This window comes from Parablautia muri, from assembly GCF_009917485.1.
Classification (GTDB): domain Bacteria; phylum Bacillota; class Clostridia; order Lachnospirales; family Lachnospiraceae; genus Suilimivivens; species Suilimivivens muri.
This window is the reverse complement of sequence record NZ_QZDT01000007.1, coordinates 147,968-170,447: the sequence shown is the minus strand read 5'-3', so window position 1 is coordinate 170,447 and position 22,480 is coordinate 147,968. Positions and strand designations below refer to the sequence as shown.

General features: G+C 44.6%; 16 protein-coding genes. 3 read left to right on the top strand and 13 right to left on the bottom strand.

Annotated features, from left to right (window positions below):
* A partial coding sequence (locus D5281_RS07090; RefSeq protein ID WP_277935219.1) for a recombinase family protein occupies positions 1-1,272 on the top strand: 1,272 nt, incomplete at its 5' end.
* A 66-nt stretch (positions 1,273-1,338) separates the two neighbouring features.
* Here D5281_RS07090 and D5281_RS07085 read toward each other — a convergent pair.
* The 5 genes from D5281_RS07085 to D5281_RS07065 all read right to left on the bottom strand — a co-directional run bounded on the left by D5281_RS07085 (position 1,339) and on the right by D5281_RS07065 (position 8,421).
* Positions 1,339-2,697, bottom strand: coding sequence for a response regulator (locus tag D5281_RS07085; RefSeq protein WP_160559468.1), 1,359 nt, complete (start codon positions 2,695-2,697; stop codon positions 1,339-1,341).
* On the bottom strand, positions 2,687-4,459 hold the full coding sequence (locus D5281_RS07080) for a sensor histidine kinase (protein ID WP_160559467.1): 1,773 nt from the start codon (positions 4,457-4,459) through the stop codon (positions 2,687-2,689). Before D5281_RS07080 ends, D5281_RS07085 begins: the two co-directional genes overlap by 11 nt.
* 431 nt (positions 4,460-4,890) lie before the next feature.
* Positions 4,891-5,742, bottom strand: a complete 852-nt coding sequence (locus tag D5281_RS07075; protein ID WP_160559466.1) for a carbohydrate ABC transporter permease — start codon at positions 5,740-5,742, stop codon at positions 4,891-4,893.
* 12 nt (positions 5,743-5,754) lie between these two features.
* Complete coding sequence (locus tag D5281_RS07070) at positions 5,755-6,660, bottom strand: carbohydrate ABC transporter permease (RefSeq protein ID WP_160559465.1); 906 nt, start codon at positions 6,658-6,660, stop codon at positions 5,755-5,757.
* 336 nt (positions 6,661-6,996) lie between these two features.
* A complete protein-coding gene (locus D5281_RS07065) occupies positions 6,997-8,421 on the bottom strand; it encodes an extracellular solute-binding protein (protein WP_160559464.1) in 1,425 nt (474 codons plus the stop codon).
* Between the two features lie 441 nt (positions 8,422-8,862).
* Here D5281_RS07065 and D5281_RS07060 point away from each other — a divergent pair, with 441 nt between their 5' ends.
* Complete coding sequence (locus D5281_RS07060; RefSeq protein WP_160559463.1) at positions 8,863-9,687, top strand: zinc finger domain-containing protein; 825 nt, start codon at positions 8,863-8,865, stop codon at positions 9,685-9,687.
* Positions 9,688-9,753: 66 nt separating this feature from the next.
* Here the strand turns inward: D5281_RS07060 and D5281_RS07055 are convergent, their stop codons facing one another.
* The 6 genes from D5281_RS07055 to aspS all read right to left on the bottom strand — a co-directional run bounded on the left by D5281_RS07055 (position 9,754) and on the right by aspS (position 19,047).
* Positions 9,754-11,697, bottom strand: a complete 1,944-nt coding sequence (locus tag D5281_RS07055; protein WP_160559462.1) for a right-handed parallel beta-helix repeat-containing protein — start codon at positions 11,695-11,697, stop codon at positions 9,754-9,756.
* A 1,048-nt stretch (positions 11,698-12,745) separates the two neighbouring features.
* Positions 12,746-13,240, bottom strand: a complete 495-nt coding sequence (locus tag D5281_RS07050) for a protease complex subunit PrcB family protein (RefSeq protein WP_160559461.1) — start codon at positions 13,238-13,240, stop codon at positions 12,746-12,748.
* Between the two features lie 212 nt (positions 13,241-13,452).
* Positions 13,453-13,962 (bottom strand): hypothetical protein, encoded by a 510-nt coding sequence (locus tag D5281_RS07045; RefSeq protein WP_160559460.1) that lies wholly within the window; start codon positions 13,960-13,962, stop codon positions 13,453-13,455.
* Positions 13,952-15,391, bottom strand: a complete 1,440-nt coding sequence (locus tag D5281_RS07040) for a TrkH family potassium uptake protein (protein WP_160559459.1) — start codon at positions 15,389-15,391, stop codon at positions 13,952-13,954. The genes D5281_RS07045 and D5281_RS07040 overlap by 11 nt, the downstream gene beginning before the upstream one ends.
* A gap of 171 nt (positions 15,392-15,562) precedes the next feature.
* Positions 15,563-16,999: a Trk system potassium transporter TrkA gene (gene trkA / locus D5281_RS07035; protein WP_160559458.1), complete on the bottom strand. Its 1,437-nt coding sequence runs from the start codon at positions 16,997-16,999 to the stop codon at positions 15,563-15,565.
* A gap of 296 nt (positions 17,000-17,295) precedes the next feature.
* Positions 17,296-19,047 carry an aspartate--tRNA ligase gene (gene aspS / locus D5281_RS07030; protein WP_160559457.1) on the bottom strand — a complete coding sequence of 584 codons (1,752 nt, stop codon included), beginning with the start codon at positions 19,045-19,047 and terminating at the stop codon, positions 17,296-17,298.
* An 802-nt stretch (positions 19,048-19,849) separates the two neighbouring features.
* Here aspS and D5281_RS07025 point away from each other — a divergent pair.
* Positions 19,850-21,169 carry an MFS transporter gene (locus D5281_RS07025; protein ID WP_160559456.1) on the top strand — a complete coding sequence of 440 codons (1,320 nt, stop codon included), beginning with the start codon at positions 19,850-19,852 and terminating at the stop codon, positions 21,167-21,169.
* A 224-nt stretch (positions 21,170-21,393) separates the two neighbouring features.
* Here the strand turns inward: D5281_RS07025 and grcA3 are convergent, their stop codons facing one another.
* Positions 21,394-21,636: an autonomous glycyl radical cofactor GrcA3 gene (gene grcA3, locus D5281_RS07020; RefSeq protein WP_120471397.1), complete on the bottom strand. Its 243-nt coding sequence runs from the start codon at positions 21,634-21,636 to the stop codon at positions 21,394-21,396.
* Between the two features lie 150 nt (positions 21,637-21,786).
* Positions 21,787-22,458, bottom strand: a complete 672-nt coding sequence (locus D5281_RS07015) for a Crp/Fnr family transcriptional regulator (RefSeq protein ID WP_160559455.1) — start codon at positions 22,456-22,458, stop codon at positions 21,787-21,789.
* Between the last annotated feature and the right edge of the window lie 22 nt (positions 22,459-22,480).

Below are 22,480 nucleotides of genomic sequence, written 5' to 3'. Positions count from 1 at the left end.
GGCGTAGACAGCGCACAGGGCGAGAATGATTTTGCGCCCTTGCGTAACATTTTTAACGAATGGCTGGTGAGAGATACGAGCAAGAAAATCAGAGCCGTGAAGCGGTCAAAAGGCATGAGTGGGAAGCCCGTCACAAGCAAGCCCGTGTACGGCTACCTCATGGACGAGGACGAAAATTTCATCATTGACGAGGAAGCCGCCCCCGTGGTAAAGCAGATTTACAGCCTATGCCTTGCCGGGAACGGTCCGACCAAGATAGCCCGTATGCTCACAGAGCAGGAAATCCCCACGCCGGGAACGCTGGAATACCGCCGGACGGGAAGCACACGCCGCTACCACCCCGGCTATGAGTGCAAGTGGGCGGCGAACACCGTGGTGCATATCCTTGAAAACCGGGAATACACGGGCTGCCTTGTGAACTTCAAGACCACCACCCAATCCTACAAATGCAGCAAGATTATCTACAACAGCGAGGACAAACAGGCAATCTTTGAGAACCACCACGAGCAGATAATCGACAGGGACACATGGGAGCGTGTGCAGGAGCTACGCAAGCAGCGCAAACGCCCTAACCGCTATGATGAAGTGGGCTTGTTCTCCGGCATACTCTTTTGTGCCGATTGCGGCAGCGTCATGTACCAGCAGAGATACCAGACGGACAAACGGCGGCAGGACTGCTACATATGCGGCAGCTACAAGAAGCGCACGGCAGACTGTACGGCGCACTTTATCCGCACCGACCTGTTGACCGCCGGAGTGACCGAGAACCTACGGAAAGTCACCAGCTACGCCGCCAAGCACGAAGCCCGGTTTATGAAGCTGTTGACCGAGCAGACCGAGGACGGGAGCAAACGCCGCAACGCCGCCAAGAAGAAAGAACTGGAAGCGGCAGAAAAACGGATTGCGGAACTCTCCGCTATCTTCAAGCGGCTGTATGAGGACAGCGTGACCGGGCGCATATCGGACGAGCGTTTCACGGAATTGTCGGCAGACTACGAAGCCGAGCAAAAGGAACTGAAAGAAAAAGCCGCCGCCTTGCAGAGCGAGCTTTCTAAGACGCTGGAAGCCACGGCAAACGCTGAAAAGTTTATGAAAGTGGTACGCAAGTACACCAGCTTTGAGGAACTTACCCCTACCCTGTTACGGGAGTTTGTGGAGAAAATCGTAATCCACGAATCGGAAGCCCTTGACGGGAAACGCCGGGGGAAGCTCCGCAGACAGGAAATCGAAATCTATTACTCTTTTGTCGGCAAGGTAGAATTGCCCGACTAAAGCCCGACCCGTCCGGCAGTCAGCCGGACAGGGAACGGCAAAATTTTTTACATTTCTTTTACTTCTTTATCTCACATGAGTAAAATAATTGGGCGTCACGTAAAATTCTCCCGCAAGGTTTGCCACCGTCAAATCGTCCGCCAGATTTTCATGAATCCTGCGCTTTACCTTCTTTACCAGCTCGTGCACCTCTCCTTCTTCCCCTGCGAGCAGCCGATCAAAAAACATAGCCGTTACCTTAAGGGCATGTTCACGTTCCGCACCGGAAAGCGCTTTCATCAAAACGCTTAACTGTTCGTTGGCGCTGCCTCCTGTGTCGGTAAAATAAGCAAAGTATACGGAGGATGCCAGCTCAAAGCAGCAGCTTCTGGTATACTTGGCGGAAAGGTTATAGGATTCCACCGCCATGCCAAAACGGTCGAAAATATGAAACAGTTTTTCCCTCTCTCCAATACTGCACACCATAGCCGTGCGGAACTCCTGGAATACCTCCTGAAAGATATCCTCCTGTTTTCTGTTTAGATCCATGGTATAAATCTGCTCAAAAGCCTCTCTTTCATGCTCTAATACAAACACCGCATCATTATAAGAAACAGACAGATTTTCAAAACCGCTTCTGACACTCCCCCAGACAATTCTTGGTTTTACTTCCAGCTCATCGTTTAGAATATCCACAAGCTGCCTTGCAAGTTCTTCCTCCTTCTTTTCCTTATCACAGAAAAAGGAAATCACAATCCGGCTCTTTTCGTCCGTAAAGGTAATTCCCCTTTTTTGTCCATCCACCATCCCTAAGCAAATCTGCCTGATTGTCAGCATACGGAATCTGCTGCTCTCCGCATCCTCCTCCCCATGGACCTCCGGCATCAAAAAACCGATCCGCATATCCTGTTCCCTGTCAAAATGAAATTCCTCCAGAAATTTATCCAGCCCTTCCTTTACTTCCGGCTTGCCCAAAATAAGCCCGCACATAAACTGCTCCAGGGCCATCTGCTGCCTGACTCCCTGGGCGCGGCTGCGGCTCATGTCTTCCTCCTTATGTTTTCTATCCTTTTCCAGGCATTCCACCTGCTTCAAAATACTTTTTTTCAATTCCTTCTCGTCAATGGGTTTTAAAAGAAAATCGTGCACCCTCAGCTGCAGGGCCTGTCTCGCATATTCAAAACGGTCATATCCGGTCAGGACAATGATGCGCATTCCCTCATTCTGCTTTCTGATTTGTTCCACCAGCTCAAGGCCGCTCATTTCCGTCATACTGATATCCGTAATCATGATTTCCGGCTGGTATTCTTTTATCACGGCTGCCGCCTCCATTGCAGAAGCCGCCGTATATACCTTTTCTATATCCATGCTCTCCCAGGGCATGGCATTTTTAATACCCATGCGTATCATTTTTTCATCATCTACAATCAAAATTTTATACTTCACTTCCATCCTCCTGCAATTCTTTTGGAAGACGTATCTCCACACATACTCCGTTTTTCTCATTGGCCCGAAAGGCAAGCCCGTATTCTTCCCCAAACATTAATTCTATCCGTTTATTGATATTGGAAATCCCATATCCCACATCCCAATTATGGCTGGAAATATTCTGATTTACGTAGGCCAGTTCTTCCTGTGTCATGCCAACACCATCATCCTTCACCGTAAGGCAAATACCCCTATCTGTCTCATAAATGGCAATTTCTATGGTTCCCTTTTTCCCTTCCTTAACACGAATTCCATGATAAATACTGTTTTCCACCAGGGGCTGCAGGGTCAGTTTGGGTATCTTAATAGGAAAATACTGCTTTGGCACTTTCACCGTAAAAGCAATAATATTATCATACCGCATATTCTGGATAATCAGATAATTCCGCACATGCGCAATCTCTGTTTCCAGCGTAATGATATCTTTCCCTTCGCTTAAGCAGATTCTGTAATACTGGGCCATTGCCTTCACCATAGTGGAAATTTCCTTATTTCCCTCCGAAAGCGCCTGCCAGTGAATGCATTCCAGGGTATTATAAAGAAAATGGGGCTGTATTTGGGACTGAAGGGCGTAAAGGTGCATTTTGTCAAACTGTCTTTGTTCCTCCTTCACCTGCTCCATAAGGACATCAATCTCATCCATCATGATATTAAAGCCATCCGCAAGCTTTCTCCCATCGCTGTCCATATCCTCCACATGAATACGGGTCCTTAAATTTCCCTTTGATACATCATTCATTTTGGAAACAATTTTATTCATAGGGGAAAACAGCTTTTTAGTAATATTCCGGGCAAGGGCAAGGGCCGTGCCTGTTGCCACCAGCATCACCGCCAGCAGAATCAAAATCGTGCCAAAGCAGTCCTGGTAAAGAGAAAGGGCCTCCACCTCATTCACCATATAAAAATTCCAGTCCCGCACCTTCTGATAGCTGATCAGTCTTCCCCCATGCCAGAACCGGCCCTGGTCTCCTTTGATTTGCCCGGCAAAGGCAATTTTCTCCCCAATCTGGCTTTCATCCTGGGTAGATACAATATTTCCCTCCACATCCGTAAGATAAAGATTGGAGCTGTACATGGAATCTTTCTGATGGAACCTTTTTAAAAGGTCGTCATCCAGATTGACAACGAGCAGCCCCCTGCTGTTTACCATTTTCGTAACCGAATAAACCGGAAAATATAAAGTCAGCGTATATTTCCTGCCGTTATGATAGCGGTTGGAAAAGCTGACCTTAAGGGTTCCCTTCGTTTTTGCCTGCATGCTTTTCTCATAGTCATCCTCATAAACCTTCTCAAAACCGCTTTCATTGATATTGACATTCCCATTGTACAAATAATTCCCCACCCGGTTATTGAGCACTGCAATGAAATTGGCATTGTACTGCATATAAAGCATATTTAAAAAAGAACTATATACATTTCCCATCTCCCCATATAGTTCCTCTTTGCTTGTGCTTTCACAGTATTTCTGTACATGGGAATCCAAGTTACAGGCCGTAATCAGGGACTTATACTGCTCTAAATTATTGGCGCAGTCCTGGGCCATGATAGTAAGCTGATCCGTCACATACTGGCTGTTCTGCTCCGTAATTGACATAACAAAAGAAAAAGTGGAAACTACAATCGCTACAATTGTGATAGCCGCTATCGTCCAGACAATGACCACATTCATCTTCTTTTCGAAATTCCAGCTTTTTTCCCACTTTTCCTTAAAAGACATCATTGCTTTTGCCCCCCGTTTCACACACCCATGCCGCCTTCCGACTGCTCAAATAGTGGTGAAAAACACGCTTTTTGCGTTTTTCTTGTGTGAAGATATTTGCTTCGCAAATCTTAAAAGTTCTTAGATGGCGTTTTTTTGACATCTTAGTACTTTTCTTCACACTAATCCCCATGCATATCGCAAGCCTGCTTGCGATACTGCTTAAATAGAAGATTGATAAAATCAGCCGCCAGTATGATTTTTCAATCTAACCTCCATGATTCCGCTTTGCGGAATCTCAAATCGGTGCGGAGAATGCCCGTATTTTAGGCATTCTCCTGTGTGAGACTTAGTGTATTTCTCCACGAAACAGCCCCTGCTGTGAGTGGCTAGAAGTACTTCTCACACTATTTTCATTAAAACATGACGCGGCACCGGACGCAAGGAGGTTTTTATCCTTTTACCGCCCCTGCCGTCATACCCTTGACCAGCTTATCCTGGGCAAAGATAAACAGGATGATCATGGGCAGAACCGTCAGCGTAAGCACGGCCATAATCATAGGCGTATTCATGGAATACTGCCCCTGAAAATCCCAGACTGCCAGCGGAAGGGTCCTGTTTTTCGGTGACTGTGTAAGCGTGTAGGCAAAACTGAACTCGTTCCAGATGTTCACGCCATTATAAATAGCCAGTGTGGAAAGACCCGGCTTTGCCAAAGGCAGCATAATGGTAAAAAACATTCTGTATTTATTGCAGCCGTCAATTTCCGCCGATTCCTCTATCTCCTTTGGTATGCCCGCCATAAAGCTAGTGAGGATGAAAACCGATATGGGCAGCGCAAAAGCAACGTCCGGCCCTATCATAGCGCCAATGGTATCATACAGCTTTAAGCTCTTTGTCATCTGGAATACCGGAATCAGCGTAATATGTATGGGAATGGCCATACATGCCACAATTGTTGCATAGACAAAACCATTTAACCTGAATTTAAATCGTGCCAAAGGATAGGCCGCACAGGCGGAGATAAATAAAATCAGCAGCAGGGAAACACACAAAACCAGCACACTGTTTCCAAAATACCTTACGAAGCCTCCGCTTAAAACCTCCTGATAATTAGCCGTGTTAAATTTATCAGGCAGTGCAAAAACGCCCTTTGTCAACATCTCAAATTTTCCCTTAAAGGAATTGATCACCATAAAGAAGAAGGGAAGAACCGCTGCGGCCAGGGCTGCAAGCGCCAGCACTATCGCCACGAACCAGCAAATCCTGCTTTTTATTTTGGTAGCTCTGTATTGTTTATCCATTTTCCGGCCCTCCTATTCATCTTCCTTTTTCCCGTTAATCAAACGCATGGTTACAAGCGACAATAAGGTAATTAAAATAAACATTCCCGCTGCAACTGCGGAACCGTATCCCATATTGAACTGTGCAAAGGCATTCTTGTACATATAGGTTGCCATCAGCTCCGTAACCGTTCCCGGACCGCCGCCGGTCATAACGTAAATCAAATCAAAGTATTTCAGGGAGCCCACCATGGACAGTATCGCCGCACTCTTAAGGGTAGGCATTAAAAGCGGCAGAGCAATCTTCCAGAAATACTGGCTCTTAGTGGCCCCGTCAATTAAGGACGCCTCAAAAACATCCTCTGAAATGCTGGTATATCCCGCCATAGCATATACCATATAAAAAGGAATGAACTGCCATGCAATGACAAAAATAACCGTCATAAGCGCCGTATTCTTGTTGCCTAAAAGATCAATATTTCCTCCTCCAAAAAGCTGTGAAACCGCACTGATCATCCCTCCATTGGCCGCCAGGGCATAAGTGAACAAGAATCCAATCGCCACGGAAGACATCAGCATAGGGATAAACCACAAAATCTTGCATATGGTTGCCTTTTTCCCCACAAACTCAATAAAAGTTGCCTCCGCAAGACCAATCGGAATCTGAATGATAATGGACATGATCATAATGACAATATTGTTCCGGAATGCAAACCAGAAATCTCTGTCTCCTATCAGTTTCGTCCAATTGGAAATCCCCACAAAAGTCCTCTCCGATGCTATCCCGTTCCATTTATAAGTACTGATCATGAAGGAATCTACAATGGGATAGAAAATGAAAACCGTCAGAAGCAAAATAACCGGGAGCAGGAAAACGAATGCCGCAATATTCGTGCTTCTCTGCCTGCGCCCACTCAGTGTATTGGATTGATTTTTCATACTAACCTCCATGATTCCGCTTTGCGGAATCTCAAATCAGTGCGGAGAATGCCCTTATTTTAGGCATTCTCCTGTGTGAGACTTAGTACTTCTCACACTAATCCTCCATTCTTGCCATACGAAGCTTTAAAAGTTCTTAGGCGGCGTCTTTTGACACCTTAGAACTTTTCTTCGCACTATCTTCTACTCTGCCAACAGCCCGCAAATTTGGGCGTAAGCACAAATTTGCTGTGCGAAGCTTTAAAAGTTCTTAGGCGGCGTCCTTTGACGCCTTAGAACTTTTCTTCGCACTGTTACAGAAAGAGGGGGAAACCTCCCCCTCTTAATCCCCCGTTTTTATTCAGCAAGATCTTCTTCCATCGCCTGCTGCATCTTCTTATTTGTATCTTCCGGCGTCATTGTAAGGCCAAATACTTCCTGATTTCCATCCAGATGTGCGTTTGCTACAGCCGGACTTAAATACTGGTCATACCACAGCTGTACTGCCGCCGCCTGATTAGAAGCCTCTATCATAGACTTGGAAATAGGGTCTGTTATCAAGTCTTCCACACCTTTAACCGGAGGAATAAGGCTTGCGCCAACCATGTATTCAACTGTCTCATCGCTTGAGAGATAGGTTGCAAACTCGAAAGCCGCGTCTAATTTTTCATCCGTACAGTTAAAGGAAATGAACTGATCTCCCATGGTGCCGCACAGGATAGAAGGATCCGCATCAGAACCGTCCACTGCCGGGAAGGAGAACCAACCAACCTTGTCATAGAAATTGTTGCCCGCTTCATCGCTGTCCGTCTTGAAAGAAGCTGTCTTCCAGGAACCAATCAGGTACATAGCCGCTTCTTCCGTGTAGAAGAACTGGGTTGCCTGACCGTCATCCTCGCTCATGGAGTTAAAGCCTTCCGGGAAGTAACCTTTGTTGACCCATTCCTGAATCTTCTCGCCTGCATAAACAAAGCATTCATCCTCAAAGCTGCCTTCCCCTGACGCTGCCTTCTGGAACGGTTCCAAACCGCCTTTTCTTGCAGCAAGACACTGGAAGTACATAGAACCCGTCCACTTCGGTCCGTTTGCCAATGTAAAGGGCAGGATTCCGTTTGCAAGGAATGTGTCGCATGCGCTTTCTAACTCGGATACCGTTGTAGGCACGCTTACGCCATATTGTTCAAACAAGTCCTTGTTGTAATAAATTCCGGCAATAGAAATATTTTTTACCGGGATGGCATAAATCTTTCCATTGTAGCTTGCCTGTTCAATGGCGCCTTCCATGAACCTGTCTTTCAAATTGTACTTTTCATATAAATCATCCAGCGGCTGCGCATAGCCTGAATATATGTACTCATTCATAGGGCCCCCTGACCAGGAAGTATACATATCCGGGCATTCTCCTGAGCTCATGGCAATGACAAGTTTTTCTTTATATTTGTCATTTTGAGTGGGAATGTTTTCAATTGTATAACCGCTTGTGGAATTTTCTTCAAACTGGCGGATTGCCATTTCGTAGGTTTCCTTATCCGCTCCTTCTGTTCCCACATTCCAGAATGTGATGACCTTATCGCCGGAGGCTCCACTGTCTGCTGAACCGCTGTCCCCTGTACCTGCATCCGCCGTACCTGTATCTGCCGAACCGCTGTCTTCCGCAGCACTGTCAGCTCCTCCATTATCAGTACCTGCCCCTGCGGTATCACCGCCGCCGCAGGCTGCCAGTGACAAACACATAACGGTTGACAGTCCTAAAGCAATAATTGATTTCCATCTTTTTTTCATAGTAACTTCTCCCTTCTTTTTGATAGAAACAGGTAATTACAAAATAATCTCCTTTTGCAATCACCTGTTGATGTAAAAAGCATATCAAAAATTTCTTTTGTTATCTATTTAATAATCTGTCACAATTCTATAAAAATCTTACCAGTTTTATCTTTGTTTTATACATACTTTCCAGAACGATTTAAAAGCAATTACATCATATTTGTATCTATGGACAATCCGGAAATCAATTATCATTTCTTAAATTGACAGACGTTTATAAAAAGGGGATAATCTACTTGTCTTTTTGCGCGCGGGAACAAATCGTGACATAGGGTGTCAGGTTTTGTTTGGTATAATGCCCGTAAGAATTTGAGCGTCTGCAATGCAGACGAAGGAAGGTTTATCAGATTTGTGCTTACGCCCAAATTTGTGGGTTGTTGGCTAGAACGGAGGATTAATATGTTAGAATTACCAGAAAGCTATACCATATCCGGTCAGATACAGGAGCTATTGACAGGAAAAATCATAAGCTATGTTGAGGTATTACATACACCTCACAAACTTGCGTTCCTTCAGGGCGATGTTAAAAGCTATAGAGATTTATTGGAAGGGCAGACTGTCAAAGGTGCCACATATCATGGCGGCCTGATTGAAATGGATACCGAGGATTGTATGATAGCGTTTGGCGATGGCGCGTATCCCAGATATTATGAAGATAAAAAGAAATTTCCTAAAAAGCATCAGTTAGCGATTTATTTTGATGATGAGACAGCTGTTTTTGTGTCTATACAAATGTATGGATTTATCTTTGTATTTCCGAAGGGAAAATGTCCGGAAGACCACTATATATCATCCGCCGGAAAGACAGATCCACTGTGCAATGAATTTACATTTGAATATTTCCGAAGCCTTTATCCGGGTAACCGCAAAAAATTAAGCGCAAAGGCATTTCTTGCCACAGAACAGAGAATACCAGGCCTTGGGAATGGTGTATTACAGGATATTTTGTGGAATGCCGGAATTGATCCGCGCTTTGACATGAGAGAAGCTTCTGAAACTGACTTTATGGCGTTATATACTTCCGTAAAGAAAATCTTAAAGGAAATGTGTGAACAGGGCGGACGGGACACGGAAAAGGACTTATTGGGACAAACCGGGAAATATATTACCCAGTTAAGTAAAAAAACATTGTTTGAGCCATGTATCAAATGCGGGCATGAAATCCATAAAGCAAATTTCATGGGTGGAACCGTGTATTATTGTGAGAATTGTCAAAAGAAGTAAGGAACGGCTAAAAAATTTCGGAGAATACCCGAAATACGGGCATTCTCCGCACAAATCATTGAATCCTTATCCCCACACCTTAATCCGGTTCACACCTTCCTTAAGGTCTGCAAAAGGCCCTGCCAAAGCTGCGCCATCCCATTTACGGCCCCGGTAGTCACTGTCAAAGAAAATTTCCTTTCCATCCGGCGTCTCATAAGCGGCTTCCACAATCCGCACCATGCCAAACGCCCCGGAGCGAAGTTCTCCCTTTGCCGCTTTCAGCATACCAGGCGTTGCCGTCATTTCCAGGTAAGTTCCATCCTCTTCCTCTAAGATACGCACCTTAGGATTTTCAGCGGAAAGGTAATAATTCTCCTCCCTCTCAAAAGGCTTTGCCCCATTTAAATAGCAATTATCGTTAATGTATACCGGCTGTTTCACCAGCAGATACATTTCCAAATCCCCAACGCCCTTTGAGAGCACCTCCTCAATGTATTCTTCCAAAGAAGTGGTACTTCCCGCATAACCTTCCGTTCCGCTGGTTGACTGCTGCGTGTAAGTCTTTACGCCTCCAAGGAAGATATTTCTCTGCAGCCTGTCGTCACCGCCATAAACCACCGTGGTTCCCGCCACTTCAGTCGTGTGAGGATAATGATAAGGGGTCGAGCGGTCCGGCACCGGCTCCCTACGCATGGTTCCGCAGCAAAGATTATGCACATATGCGCCGCCCTGTGCAATATTATCAAAATTATATTCCGATGCAAAAATATTGTTATCCACAATATAAGGGCCGTGGGTCACTTCCACCATCAGATCCCTGTCGTTGTTATAATACAGGTTCTTGCTCACCCTGGCTCCCTGGGCCTGCCAGTCTAACCATGTCCCGAGAGTACAATTATGAATATTATTATGATGTATTTGGACATCAATTGCCGCGTGAAGTTTGATACCTGCAATCTCATAGCCAAAATACTCGTGCTTCACCGCAATGTTGTAAATATGGTTTCCGTAAATCTCACTGAATACACAGCCCATATGTCCCACGATTCCATTCTGTCCGCAGTCATAAATCACATTGTTGCGGACAATGTGGGAGCCAATTGTCTCCTTGCTCCATCCAATATGCCGCGCCCTGAAAACCGCCTCCATCTGGTATTGATAGCCTGGCTTTCTGCGTGTTCTGGTACAAAGGTTGTGCCCGGTGGATTCCTCCTTTCCAAGGCTGATACCGCTACACTTTGCATCGTGGATTATATTATTTTCAATCACCCAGCCCTTGCTCCAATTTGCGCCAAGCAAACCCGGCTGGTCAGCTGTTGGCGGCGTCCATGGACATGCTGCCTGGGCCATCTCAAAGCCTGAAACCGTGATATAATTCCTTCCTGTCTTTACCGGGTAAAAACAGCATTTACGCACGTTTATTTCCGTAAGTTCCCTGTTAGGGTCGGCTCCCTGAAAGTTGGCGTAAATGGTGGTATTTTCCTCATTCGCTTCACAGTACCACTGATAAACGGAATCCTCCGGGTGAAGCAGCGGCTCTGCATGATTTGTCCATGGGGGATTTACGCCCTCTGTGCGCATCACCGGGTTTTTTACCTCCTCAAGGCTCTTTGCCTCATAAAAGGATTTTCCATTCAGGTATACGTCCCCCGTATGTAAAATGTCCCCCTCCGGCGCCACGAACCAATCGCCGCCCAGGATTTCTTTGTAAGGGTTATAGTCTCCAAACATACTGTTAGGCAGCACTGCTTTCCAAACGGTTCCCTCAACCTTTTCCCAATTGGTGATCCGCTCGGAGCCTTTAATCACTACCTTTTCTCCTTCCGCCGCCCGGTACGTGATACGGCAGATTTCACTACTGCCCCCATTTTCCGGTTTCACCCACTCCCGGTATTGGCCGCCATGTACAATGACCGTATCTCCAGGCATTGCCATTTGGGCCGCTCTTTGAATTGTGGCAAAAGGTTCACTGACGTTTCCAGCGCTGTTGTCACAGCCGTTTTTGGCTACATGATATTCTTTTCCCATGGTAATCCTCCATTCCCTGCCGACAGCCCACAAATTTGGGCGCAAGCTTATTGCGTAAAACTTTGTTTTCTTTTTTCAAGTATACTCATCCCTCCGCCTCCTCTCAAGACGATTATTGGGGGATTTTCCTAAAAAAAATGTCCTGTTTTATATCGGCCATTGGCTGATTAAAGTAAATCAAACAGGGAAAGAAGATTGGAGATTTCATCCCGTCCAATTTACACGTTCTATAGGAATGTGTTCTCATAGAATGTGTTCCTATAGGACACATTCCCGCGGGCTTTACAGCAAATGCAAAGCCCTGGGCTGAATAGTTGCTGCTTTAAGATGCAATATTTTATTAAACTATTCCATTAGAAAAATCATTACAGTATAATGGAGTCTAACAAACGCGGTCTCGCTTTGCGAGTCAGCTGATTGAATCGAATGCTGCCATACCTTGTAAGTCAGCTTATGATACAACACTTCCATGCTTCACAAGCCAGCTGATTGTAATAAATCGGAGGTTATAAAATGAAAAGATTTTGTGAAAAGATGAATTGGAAAATATTAAATCTAGCCTTTTGGATTGAAATGATTTTATCCTATCTTTTACCTTTTAGGATAACAGATGGTTCTCAGTACCAAGTGGGGTTTCCCATACCATTTATATTTATAAATACTACAGAATTTCATATAAGTCCTTTTATGTCAATGCATTTTAATCCCTTCGGGCTGTTATTTAATGGAATCATAATTTATCTGTTGATTATCTGTTGTATAAAGGGGTATCAAAAACTCAAAAGTAATTAAGATTCCATCGTCAAACCCCCGCCGCAGAAGGCGGGGCATCCAGCTGTAGCAGTTACTCTCCGGCGCCGCAAGGCAAATACGACAAAGTCAACAATCCTGGCGGCAAGCAACATCGTATTGACCCTCGCGGCAGCCGCCAAATATCTATGAGATGCTTCGCATCTCTATAAGCACGTCTACTTGGCTCGTTGCCCGCGGAAAGAAACACCACAACAGGTTCCCTAACCGTTTGGCCATAGGCGGAACTGCAGTCCTGCTAATCAAACACCACCGGCTTATCAATAAATTCCGTCTTGATCACGATATATGGATAAGAGGGCATATTTTTTTTTGCCACCGCCGTATCCGCCGGGTCAGGTCCTATCAGCGTTGTGTCCACATACATAGCATTTTCCGTAAGATAAAGATCATTGACTGTAATGCTGTAACCGCCGCTCACCTGTTCTCCATATCCGATGCAGATATACAAAAAACCATTGTCCTGATAGGTAACTTTAAAAGCGCTCCCCTTTTTTTCTTCTATAACGTTTTTGAGCTCCTCCGGTATATTTTCCTCTGCCAGTACCGTAAACTCCAAATCTTTTATCTTTTCTAAGGGTTCCTTTTCCTTTGCACATCCTGTCAAAAAGCACAATATAAGTGCCGCCCCTAAAATACCGGCGCTCCATCTCAAACCTACATACCGCCAAAAAATACCTTTTACCGAATTTCCTATATGGCTTTTCTTAAAATTTTTTTTATGCTCTTTCATATGCACCCACAAATATACTCTTTTTCCTTACTAATTTATGAGAACACAGAGGAAAGAATACCACCCTGTTTATATTTACTTTTCTTCCCGCATCCTAATTGAATATGTACATTCTGCGGACAAGCCCTTCGGTGCATTGAACTTCCACATACAGATTGACGGACTCGTACTTTTTAATCAATCCGATATTTTCCATTGGTAACCGTTTAGCATCAAAGTATATGCTTTTTCCCTGAATCATCTTTGTCGTGAAGTCCCAGGATTTTTTTCTCTTTTCTGTCCTCATCTGTGATTCTTAAATATCTCCTGACTACGCACAAAAGAGCCACACTGATTACGGAGACAAAGTCCTGATAAGGTGTGGTATCGCCCACAATCATATGTCGTGCCACTAAGAAAATCAATACTTCTATTACATTTTCGGAGCTTGGCCGGCAAAGCATCTCCAAAAACTCAATGCCAATAACCAACATAAAAATCTGTTCCAGATAATGTTTGAATTCACTGGTATCTGTAAAAAGCTTTTCAAAAGTACCTATATTCCCAACAATACTGCCTATATTGAACACAATACCCACCAGCACCAATGCTGCCGCTATTACATCCAATATTCCACATATGATATGCACATACCTTTTTAACTTTGCCAATCTTCCTGACGATTCCCTCATATAACCCTTTCCTTTACGTTCAATCCCTGGATACAGTTCCTTATCTGTCATGGGCTGACCTTGCAAACAGAAGAAACATAGGGAAAATTTCCAGTCTGCCTGTCAGCATCGCAGCGGATAAAACCACCTTTACCCAATCGGAATAAACGCTGAAATTTGCCATTGGCCCCACACGGTTTAAACCTGGCCCAATGTTGTTAAAACAGGATAATACCGCTGTAAAGTTCGTGGTCAAATCCAGTCCGTCCAAAGAAATAACCAATGTAAATACGCACACCAGTATCATATACGCCGCCGCATAAACCCTGGTGGAACTTAATGTCTTCTTATCAACGGGCTTGCCGTTGTTCCGAACGGTAACAATCTCTCTGGGGTTTATGATCTGCCGTATCTCCGCAAAAAAAGATTTAACCAAAATCAAGACCCTTGATACCTTCATACCGCCGCCTGTTGAACCCGCGCATGCGCCTATGACCATCAATAGTACCAGCAGATGCTTGGAAAACTCCGGCCAATATTCAAAATCTACCGTTGCAAAACCCGATGTCGTGATGATACTTGCCACCTGAAAAAGCGACTGTCTCAGCGCATTCCCAAGCCCTCCTGCATAATGGAAAATATTCCACGCAATAGCCAGCGTAGATACTGCCACTATCCCCAGATAAGTCCTCACTTCCTCATCAAAAAAAGCTTCCTTAAACTTTTTCAGCAAAATCAAATGATATACGCTGAAGTTCACCCCAAACAGCAGCATGAAAATACTGAGTATCATTTCCACCGCCAGGCTGTTATATCCTGCAATCCCGGCGCTGGAAACCGCAAATCCTCCGGTTCCCGCCGTGCCAAAAGCAATACAGAAGCTGTCAAAAGGCTTTAATCCAAATAGAAAAAGCAGTATCGCCAGAACCAGCGTCATGATGCCGTAAATACCATAAAGTATCATGGAAGTTGTTCTCATTCTGGGTACAAGCTTTCCTGCCGTGGGTCCCGGGACCTCCGCCCGCACAAGGTGCATGGAATTGTCATTTTCCATGGGCATAACCATCATTACAAAGACCAGCACGCCCATGCCGCCAATCCAATGGGTAAAGCTTCTCCAAAATAAAACCCCGTGCCCTAAGTCCTCAGGTCTTGCCAGAATAGAAGCGCCGGTGGTTGTGAAACCTGAAACAATCTCAAACAAAGCGCTGGGAAAGCTTTCAAAGCCTCCGCCTATATAAAGCGGTATTGCGCCGATCAAGCTTATGATAATCCATGCCGATGCTACAATAAAGTAACCGTCTCTGCTGCTCATTCTTCCCTCGGACTGCTTTACCCGGGTAAACGCTACCCCCACAATCCCGGCGCCGATTATGGTAAGCAAAAATCCGATTGCATCACCGTCCCCATATATCAATGAAACAAGCAGGGCCGGCAGCATCAGCATAGCCTCTGTTACGATAATTTTTCCTGTTGTCTTTACTATAATTCTTTTATTCATGGAACTTAACGCCTTTCACACTAACCCCATGCCGCTTTTTTGCTGCGGCATAAATCTGTGCGGAGAATCCTCTATTGGAGCATTCTCTTATGCAAGAACACTTTGCTCTGTAATCTTAGAACTTCTTTGCGAAACAGCCTTTGCTGTGTGCAATTAAAAGTTCTTCTCATACTATTCTGCAAATATATCTTCAAGACGCGCTATCTGTCTGTCAATCGTTGCTACAAGCGCTGAATCTCCGGGCAGAAGCATATCATCGCCTCTTGGTATAATGGTTTTTCCATCCCTGATAATACAGCCCAGCAGAATATTTCTCTTAAGCCTCAAATCCTTAAGAGAGATATTCAAATTCTTATCCTTTTCATCTATCTTAAATTCAATAAACTCAATTTTGCCATCCATCAGACGGTAAAGAGATTCCACCGCATCGTTATCCTCCGCATTCAAAAGGGAACGGCTGTAACCCAATATACGGTCCGCCGCTACATCCTCCCTGGAGATGGTACAAATCCTGCTGCCTGTCTGGAACACCTTCAGCCTTGATTTTGCATTGATACGGGAAACCACTTTATTGATTCCCTGGGACTCTGCATACATAGCCGCAATCAGGTTATACTCGTCATTTTCCGTCATGGCAATAAATGCATCCGTATTGGAGACATCGGATTTTGACATTGCGTCAAAATAAGTAAGCGCATCATCGCATATCACAGCCACCCCCGGTACCGCCCCGGAAAACTCCTCAGCCAGCCCGCGGCTTTTCTCCATCACAGTAACCTTCGCACCCTGCCTTAATAAAACCTCGGTCAGGTATCTGGAAATCCTTCCCCCGCCTGCAATCATAACAGACTGCAGGGGCTTGATGGGCAGCTTTAACTTTTTGAAGGACTTGCGAAACTCCTCCGCCGCACCGGTCATATACAGCACATCCCCTGCCTGCAAAACAGTATCGCCATTGGGGACAAATGCCTCTCTGTTCCTGACCACCGCACAAATCAAAAGATTAATGCCCATATTTTTATTAATTTCTATCAGCGATTTTTCGGCCAGCGGAGAGTTCTCACTCACTGACATCTCCACCAGTTCCGCCCTGCCTCCTGCAAAAACCTCCACCCTGGTAGCCAGCGGGAAACGGAGCAGACGGTATATTTCCATTGCTGTTGCCAGCTCCGGGTTAATGATCATCGAAATTCCCAGCTTATCCTTATAAAAACGATTCTGCTTGGCATAGTCCACATCCCTGATACGGGCAATGGTATGCTTAGCTCCCATCATATGCGCTGTCATACAGCTTAATATATTCAGTTCATCCGAATTGGTTACCGCAATGAAGATGTCCGCCTTGTTTGCATTTAACTCCTTTAAAGTGCCAAAAGAAGCTCCGTTTCCCTGAAAGCTTATGACATCCACCGTGTTGCTCATGCTGTCAACCACGCTTTCTTCCCTGTCAATCACGGTAAGCTTATACCCATCCCGGGCCAAATGTACGGTAAGCGCTCTGCCTATTTCCCCTCCGCCTACTATAAAAATTTCCATTTTGCTGCGATTCATCTTAATCCCTCGTACTGTCAATTCCATAAGTTCAAGAACCGGCACAAATTTAAACATTTTTACAGACTTTGCCTCAAGTGCAAAATCCTGGGCTGAACTGTTACTCTTTTCCCCTATTATTCATATGTTTTAAAAATTTTTTAAGTAAAAATGAGAGGCCTCCACCTCCCCTTCAGCTTTATAAAGCAATTACATTGTACCCACTTTTTCACAGGAATACAACCTCTATTTCTAATTTCATCCTAATAATTTAGCAGCAGTTGTTACTTTAAACAGGTCAGGACTGCACAAGGTGCAAAACAGAAAAGAGGCCTTCACCTGACAGATGCCGGCAAAAGCCTCGTAGCTTTATTTTACTGTCGCACTTTTATATGCACTTCTCTAAGCTGCTGCTCCGTCACCACATTCGGCGCGCCGCACATCAAATCCTGGGCTGTTCCGCTCATGGGGAAAGGAATGATCTCTCTGATATTTTCCTCATTTCTAAGCAGCATGATCATTCTGTCCACCCCTGGCGCCATGCCTGCATGTGGGGGCGCTCCGAACTGAAACGCATTGTAAAGGGCGCCAAACTTCTGCTTTAGCACTTCCTCATCATAACCTGCTATCTCAAAGGCTTTCACCATTATATCAAGATTGTGATTGCGCACCGCACCTGAGGATAATTCCACACCATTGCACACAATATCATACTGATATGCCAGTATTTCCAGCGGGTCCTTTGTATTTAACGCCTCTAAGCCTCCCTGGGGCATAGAGAAAGGGTTGTGGGTAAATCCAATCTGTTTGGTCTGCGGATCTCTTTCAAACATGGGAAAATCATTTACAAAACAGAAGCGGTACGCATTTTTTTCACAAATGTCAAGACGCTCTCCTAATTCATTTCGAATCTGACCAGCCAAATTTGCCGCCCTATCCTCCTTATCTGCAATAAAGAAAATGGTGTCTTCTTTTTCCAGGCCCGCAAGCTCTCTCATTTCCGCCTTCAACGCATCCGGAATAAACTTGTCAATAGGGCCCTTGTAGGACAAATCTTCCTGTACCTCCAGATAGCCTAAACCTGCCATACCTATATCCATGGCAAATTTCAGCAGCTTTTCATGGAAACCTTTGGATTGATGACCATGGATCTTGATTGCCCGGACGGTTTTATTCTGAAAAGGCTTAAAACTGCAGCGGCTGAAAAATTCCGATAAATCTATGATGCGAAGCGGATTGCGAAGGTCCGGTTTATCCGTGCCAAATTCCAGCATCGCCTGTTTATAGCTGATGACTGGATAGGGCGCTTTTGTCACTTCGTATCCTTCCGGTGCAAATTTTTCAAATGCTGCAGTAAGCACTTCCTCTCCTGCTTCAAATACATCCTCCTGGGTTGCAAAGCTCATCTCAAAATCCAACTGGTAAAATTCCCCCGGGGAACGGTCCGCCCTTGCATCCTCATCCCGAAAGCAGGGGGCAATCTGGAAATATTTATCCACTCCGGAGACCATAAGCAGCTGCTTATACTGCTGAGGCGCCTGGGGCAGCGCATAAAACTTCCCCTTGTGATGCCTGGACGGCACAATATAATCTCTTGCTCCCTCCGGGGAGGATGCGCACAAAATCGGCGTCTGCACCTCCATAAATCCCATCTCTATCATTTTTTCACGAAGAAACTGGATGACATTGGAGCGGAAAATCATATTATCTATTACTTTCCGGTTTCTAAGATCCAAAAACCGGTATTTAAGACGTAAATCCTCCCTGGTTTCCTTTGATGTGACAATCTCAAAAGGGAGCTGTCCGTACACCTTTCCCAGTATTTCTACGCTATGGGCTTCAAGCTCTATGGTTCCTGTAGGGATTTTAGGATTATATGTCTCCGCATCACGCTTTTCAATTTTTCCCCTGATGCTGACACAATCCTCCTTATTGATGCCTTTTAACAAAGAGGTATCCCTCATAACCACCTGCAGTACGCCATACATATCCCGCAGGTCAATAAAGGAAACGCCGCCATGGTCACGTATATTCTCCACCCAGCCGGCAACCTTCATTTCTCTTCCGATTTCGTTTTCACAAATCCGGTTCAAAGTGCATTCACGGTACAATGTTGATAATTTCATAATCTCCTCCATTTCCAGGGCGCTTTTACCCATAAACTTATTGACAGCTCCTTATATAAACCTTACGTCCTCCTTCCCGTAAAAAACCTTCCATGGGATAAAAACGCGGGCAAGCCCGCCTTACTTTCCATGTTCGTCTGGCGGCGGACGTTCCGATAAGGCAAAAAAAACGTCCCGAATTGATAAAATATCAATTCAGGACGAATCACTCTCTGCTTTCCCATATGGGCCAATTTCGAAATCAATCCGCGGTGCCACCTGATTTACTGCAAGCAGTCTCTCTGCATCATATATAATCCTATTAGGCTGATGGAGCTGTTTTTCACATGGATTCATTCTGCCGGCTTTCCACCATCCCGGCTCTCTGAAAGCGATAATCCACGCTACTGCTCTCCGTCTTCGCCATTTCCTTTGTTATAATAAAGTAGAATATTGCATTTGTCAATTATTAATTTTCGTCAACTTACTTTTCACAGGTTAGCCAATGAACAACATGGAAAAGGCAAATATTTCAAAAGGAACCCTTAGAAAAACGTCACGCATTTATGCGTATGGCTTAGGTGAGGTTCTTTCGAACCTAGCGTCTGCTACGTTTTTACAGAGCGAAAGCGCGGTAACGCCTAAATATTTGTTTTTTCCAAGCGTCCTCTGGCTGACCTGTGAAAAGTAACAACTTTGCCCATAATCGGACAAAGAAAATGAAATTGCACTTGGAAAAATACATCGTCTCATGTATAATATTATAGATAGAATTTATTGTTCTACCCAATACAAATATATAAGGAAAGAAAGTGAGTACAACATGAAAAGTCAAAACAAATGGGTGAGAGCTGCAATCCCCGCACTGTTACTTCACTGCAGCATAGGTACCGTTTACTGCTGGTCAATTTTTAGCCAGGAAATAGCTGATTACATAGGCTTTTCCAAAAGCGCTACCGAGTGGGCATTCAGCTTTGCCATCTTCTTCCTCGGTATGTCAGCTGCTTTTTTGGGCAACATCGTGGAAAAGGATATCCACAAATCATCCCTGATTGCGGCAATCTGTTTTGCATCAGGTATGGCAGGCACAGGTTTATTTATCTGGTACGGCGGGGCGCATCCCGGAAGTATCGTTGCACTGCTTGGTATTTACGTTTGCTACGGTTTTATTATGGGTGTAGGTCTTGGTACAGGCTACCTCTCCCCTGTCAAAACGCTGATGCTCTGGTTTGAAGATCGTAAAGGTCTGGCAACAGGACTTGCGGTAGCCGGTTTTGGCGCAGCCAAAGCAATTGCAAGTCCCATTATGCAAGCCCTGCTGGATTCTTTAGGAGACGGCGGTATTTATAAAATGTTTCTGATTCTTGCAGTTGTTTATTTTGCTATGATGTTTGTAGGCCATTTGCTTTTGGCTAAGCCGGCTGGCTGGCATGAACCTGCTTCTACCGAAAAAGGCGCCCGCGCAATCGATGTCATCAAGGCAAAGCCTACCACTTTCATTGGAATCTGGATTATGTTTTACTTGAATATCACCTGCGGACTTGCTTTGATCTCTCAGGAAAAAATGATTGTTAAATGTATCGGACTGGTTGGAATTGTAGGTATTCTTTCCTCCGTCACCGCTGTTTTCAATGCCGGCGGCCGTCTGGGCTTTTCCGCATGGGCTGATACTTTTAAAGACAGAAATACCATTTACAAAATCATTTTTGTTCTTTCCATTGCAGCTACCGGACTGGTTATCCTTACACGCGGTATCACCAACATGGGCGAAAATACATTCCTGATGATTCTGGTACTGATTCTGCTTTTTGTTGTAAACGCAGGATACGGAGGCGGTTTCAGTAATGTACCCACTTTGCTTTCCGATCATTATGGAATGCAAAATATCAGCGCAATCCATGGCATTACCCTTTCCGCATGGGCCTTTGCAGGTCTTACCGGAAACCAGATGGCTTCCTTTATCGTAAATAAATTTGGAACCGAAGTAGAACTGGCACATCCTCTAGCTGACGGATCCACAGAGATTATTATGGTAAATCCTACCGGCTATCAGACAGTGCTTTATGTGACCATTGTTCTTTATATTATTGCCGGTATTGTATGCTTTACAATGGTTGGGAAGAAATCTGATAAGAGCAAATAAAGCGTGACTTAGGTTTGATATACCCTGACAAATAGCGCCGCATTTATGATTGAATCCATCATAAATGCGGCGTTTCTTTTTTACGCTTTATTCATATTCCGCACGGCTCGGTGTAGACTCAACCGGAAGATTCCCCTTAACTTCCTGCTGCCCTGATGCGGTTGGTATAACCCTGCAGCCCTTTGCAGCAAGTGCAAAGCACTAACCTGAGCGGTTACTTCGTCTTACATAGCCTCATGGAATGTTCTGGAAATAACATCCGCCTGCTGCTCCGGTGTAAGCTTAATAAAGTTTACTGCATAGCCGGATACGCGGATGGTAAGCTGAGGATAGTTTTCGGGATGCTTCTGTGCATCTAAAAGCATATCTCTGTTTAAAACATTGACGTTCAAATGATGACCGCCTTTTCCTGCATACCCATCCAAAAGATTTACTAAATTATCAACCTGTGCTGTGTTTGTTGCCATAATAATTGCTCCTTTCCCCAATATGCTTTGTGGTTATCAATATTATTTATCTGTTGTGGTTCTATCATATGTTTTTTTTCTGAAAAAATCCGTAACCTTAGTTACACTTTTAAAATTTTTATGTATTTTTAGAGAAACAATCTTCCTACGCTAACCATACAGCATTTCCACCGCATCCTTGTCGCAAATCCTGATTTTTCTCCTGTCCACCTCTATCAGACCGTCCTTCTGCATCCGCATAAGCTCTCTGGACAGCGATGGTCTTGCTACTCCCAGAAAATCGGCTAACTGCTCTCTGTTCATGTTTAGCTTCACAACGCATTCTTCATCCATAGAATCAATCAGCCAAATAGCAAGCCTCTCCCGCAGGGATGAAGTGCTTACAATATGCAGTTTCCGCGTAATATTAAAATTATTTTCAGATAAAATTTCCAGCATATTTTGTGTGAGCTGTTTATGGTGGTCACATGCGTTCGAGCAAAAATGATAAAAAAAATCCCATGGCATCTCCATCACCGACACATCTGTAACTGCTACCGCGTCATACCAATAATGTTTTCTGTCCCCAAACAGAAAAATCTCCCCAAACACATTACCGGCCTCCACCAAATACAGCACATCCCTCTTGCCTGAAGTAAAATCTTTACAAATCTGTACCTCTCCTTCCAGAAGTAAAAACAATCTGGAAGGCATTCCTCCCTGCTCAAAAATATAAGTACCGGCAGGGTATTTTTTCATAATGGACTTGGAGCATTTTAAAATACGCTCGGTTTCTTTTTCCGTAATGGAATGAAATAATTTTGAGGATTCAATATTCGCCACTTTATATCACTTCTTTCTACAT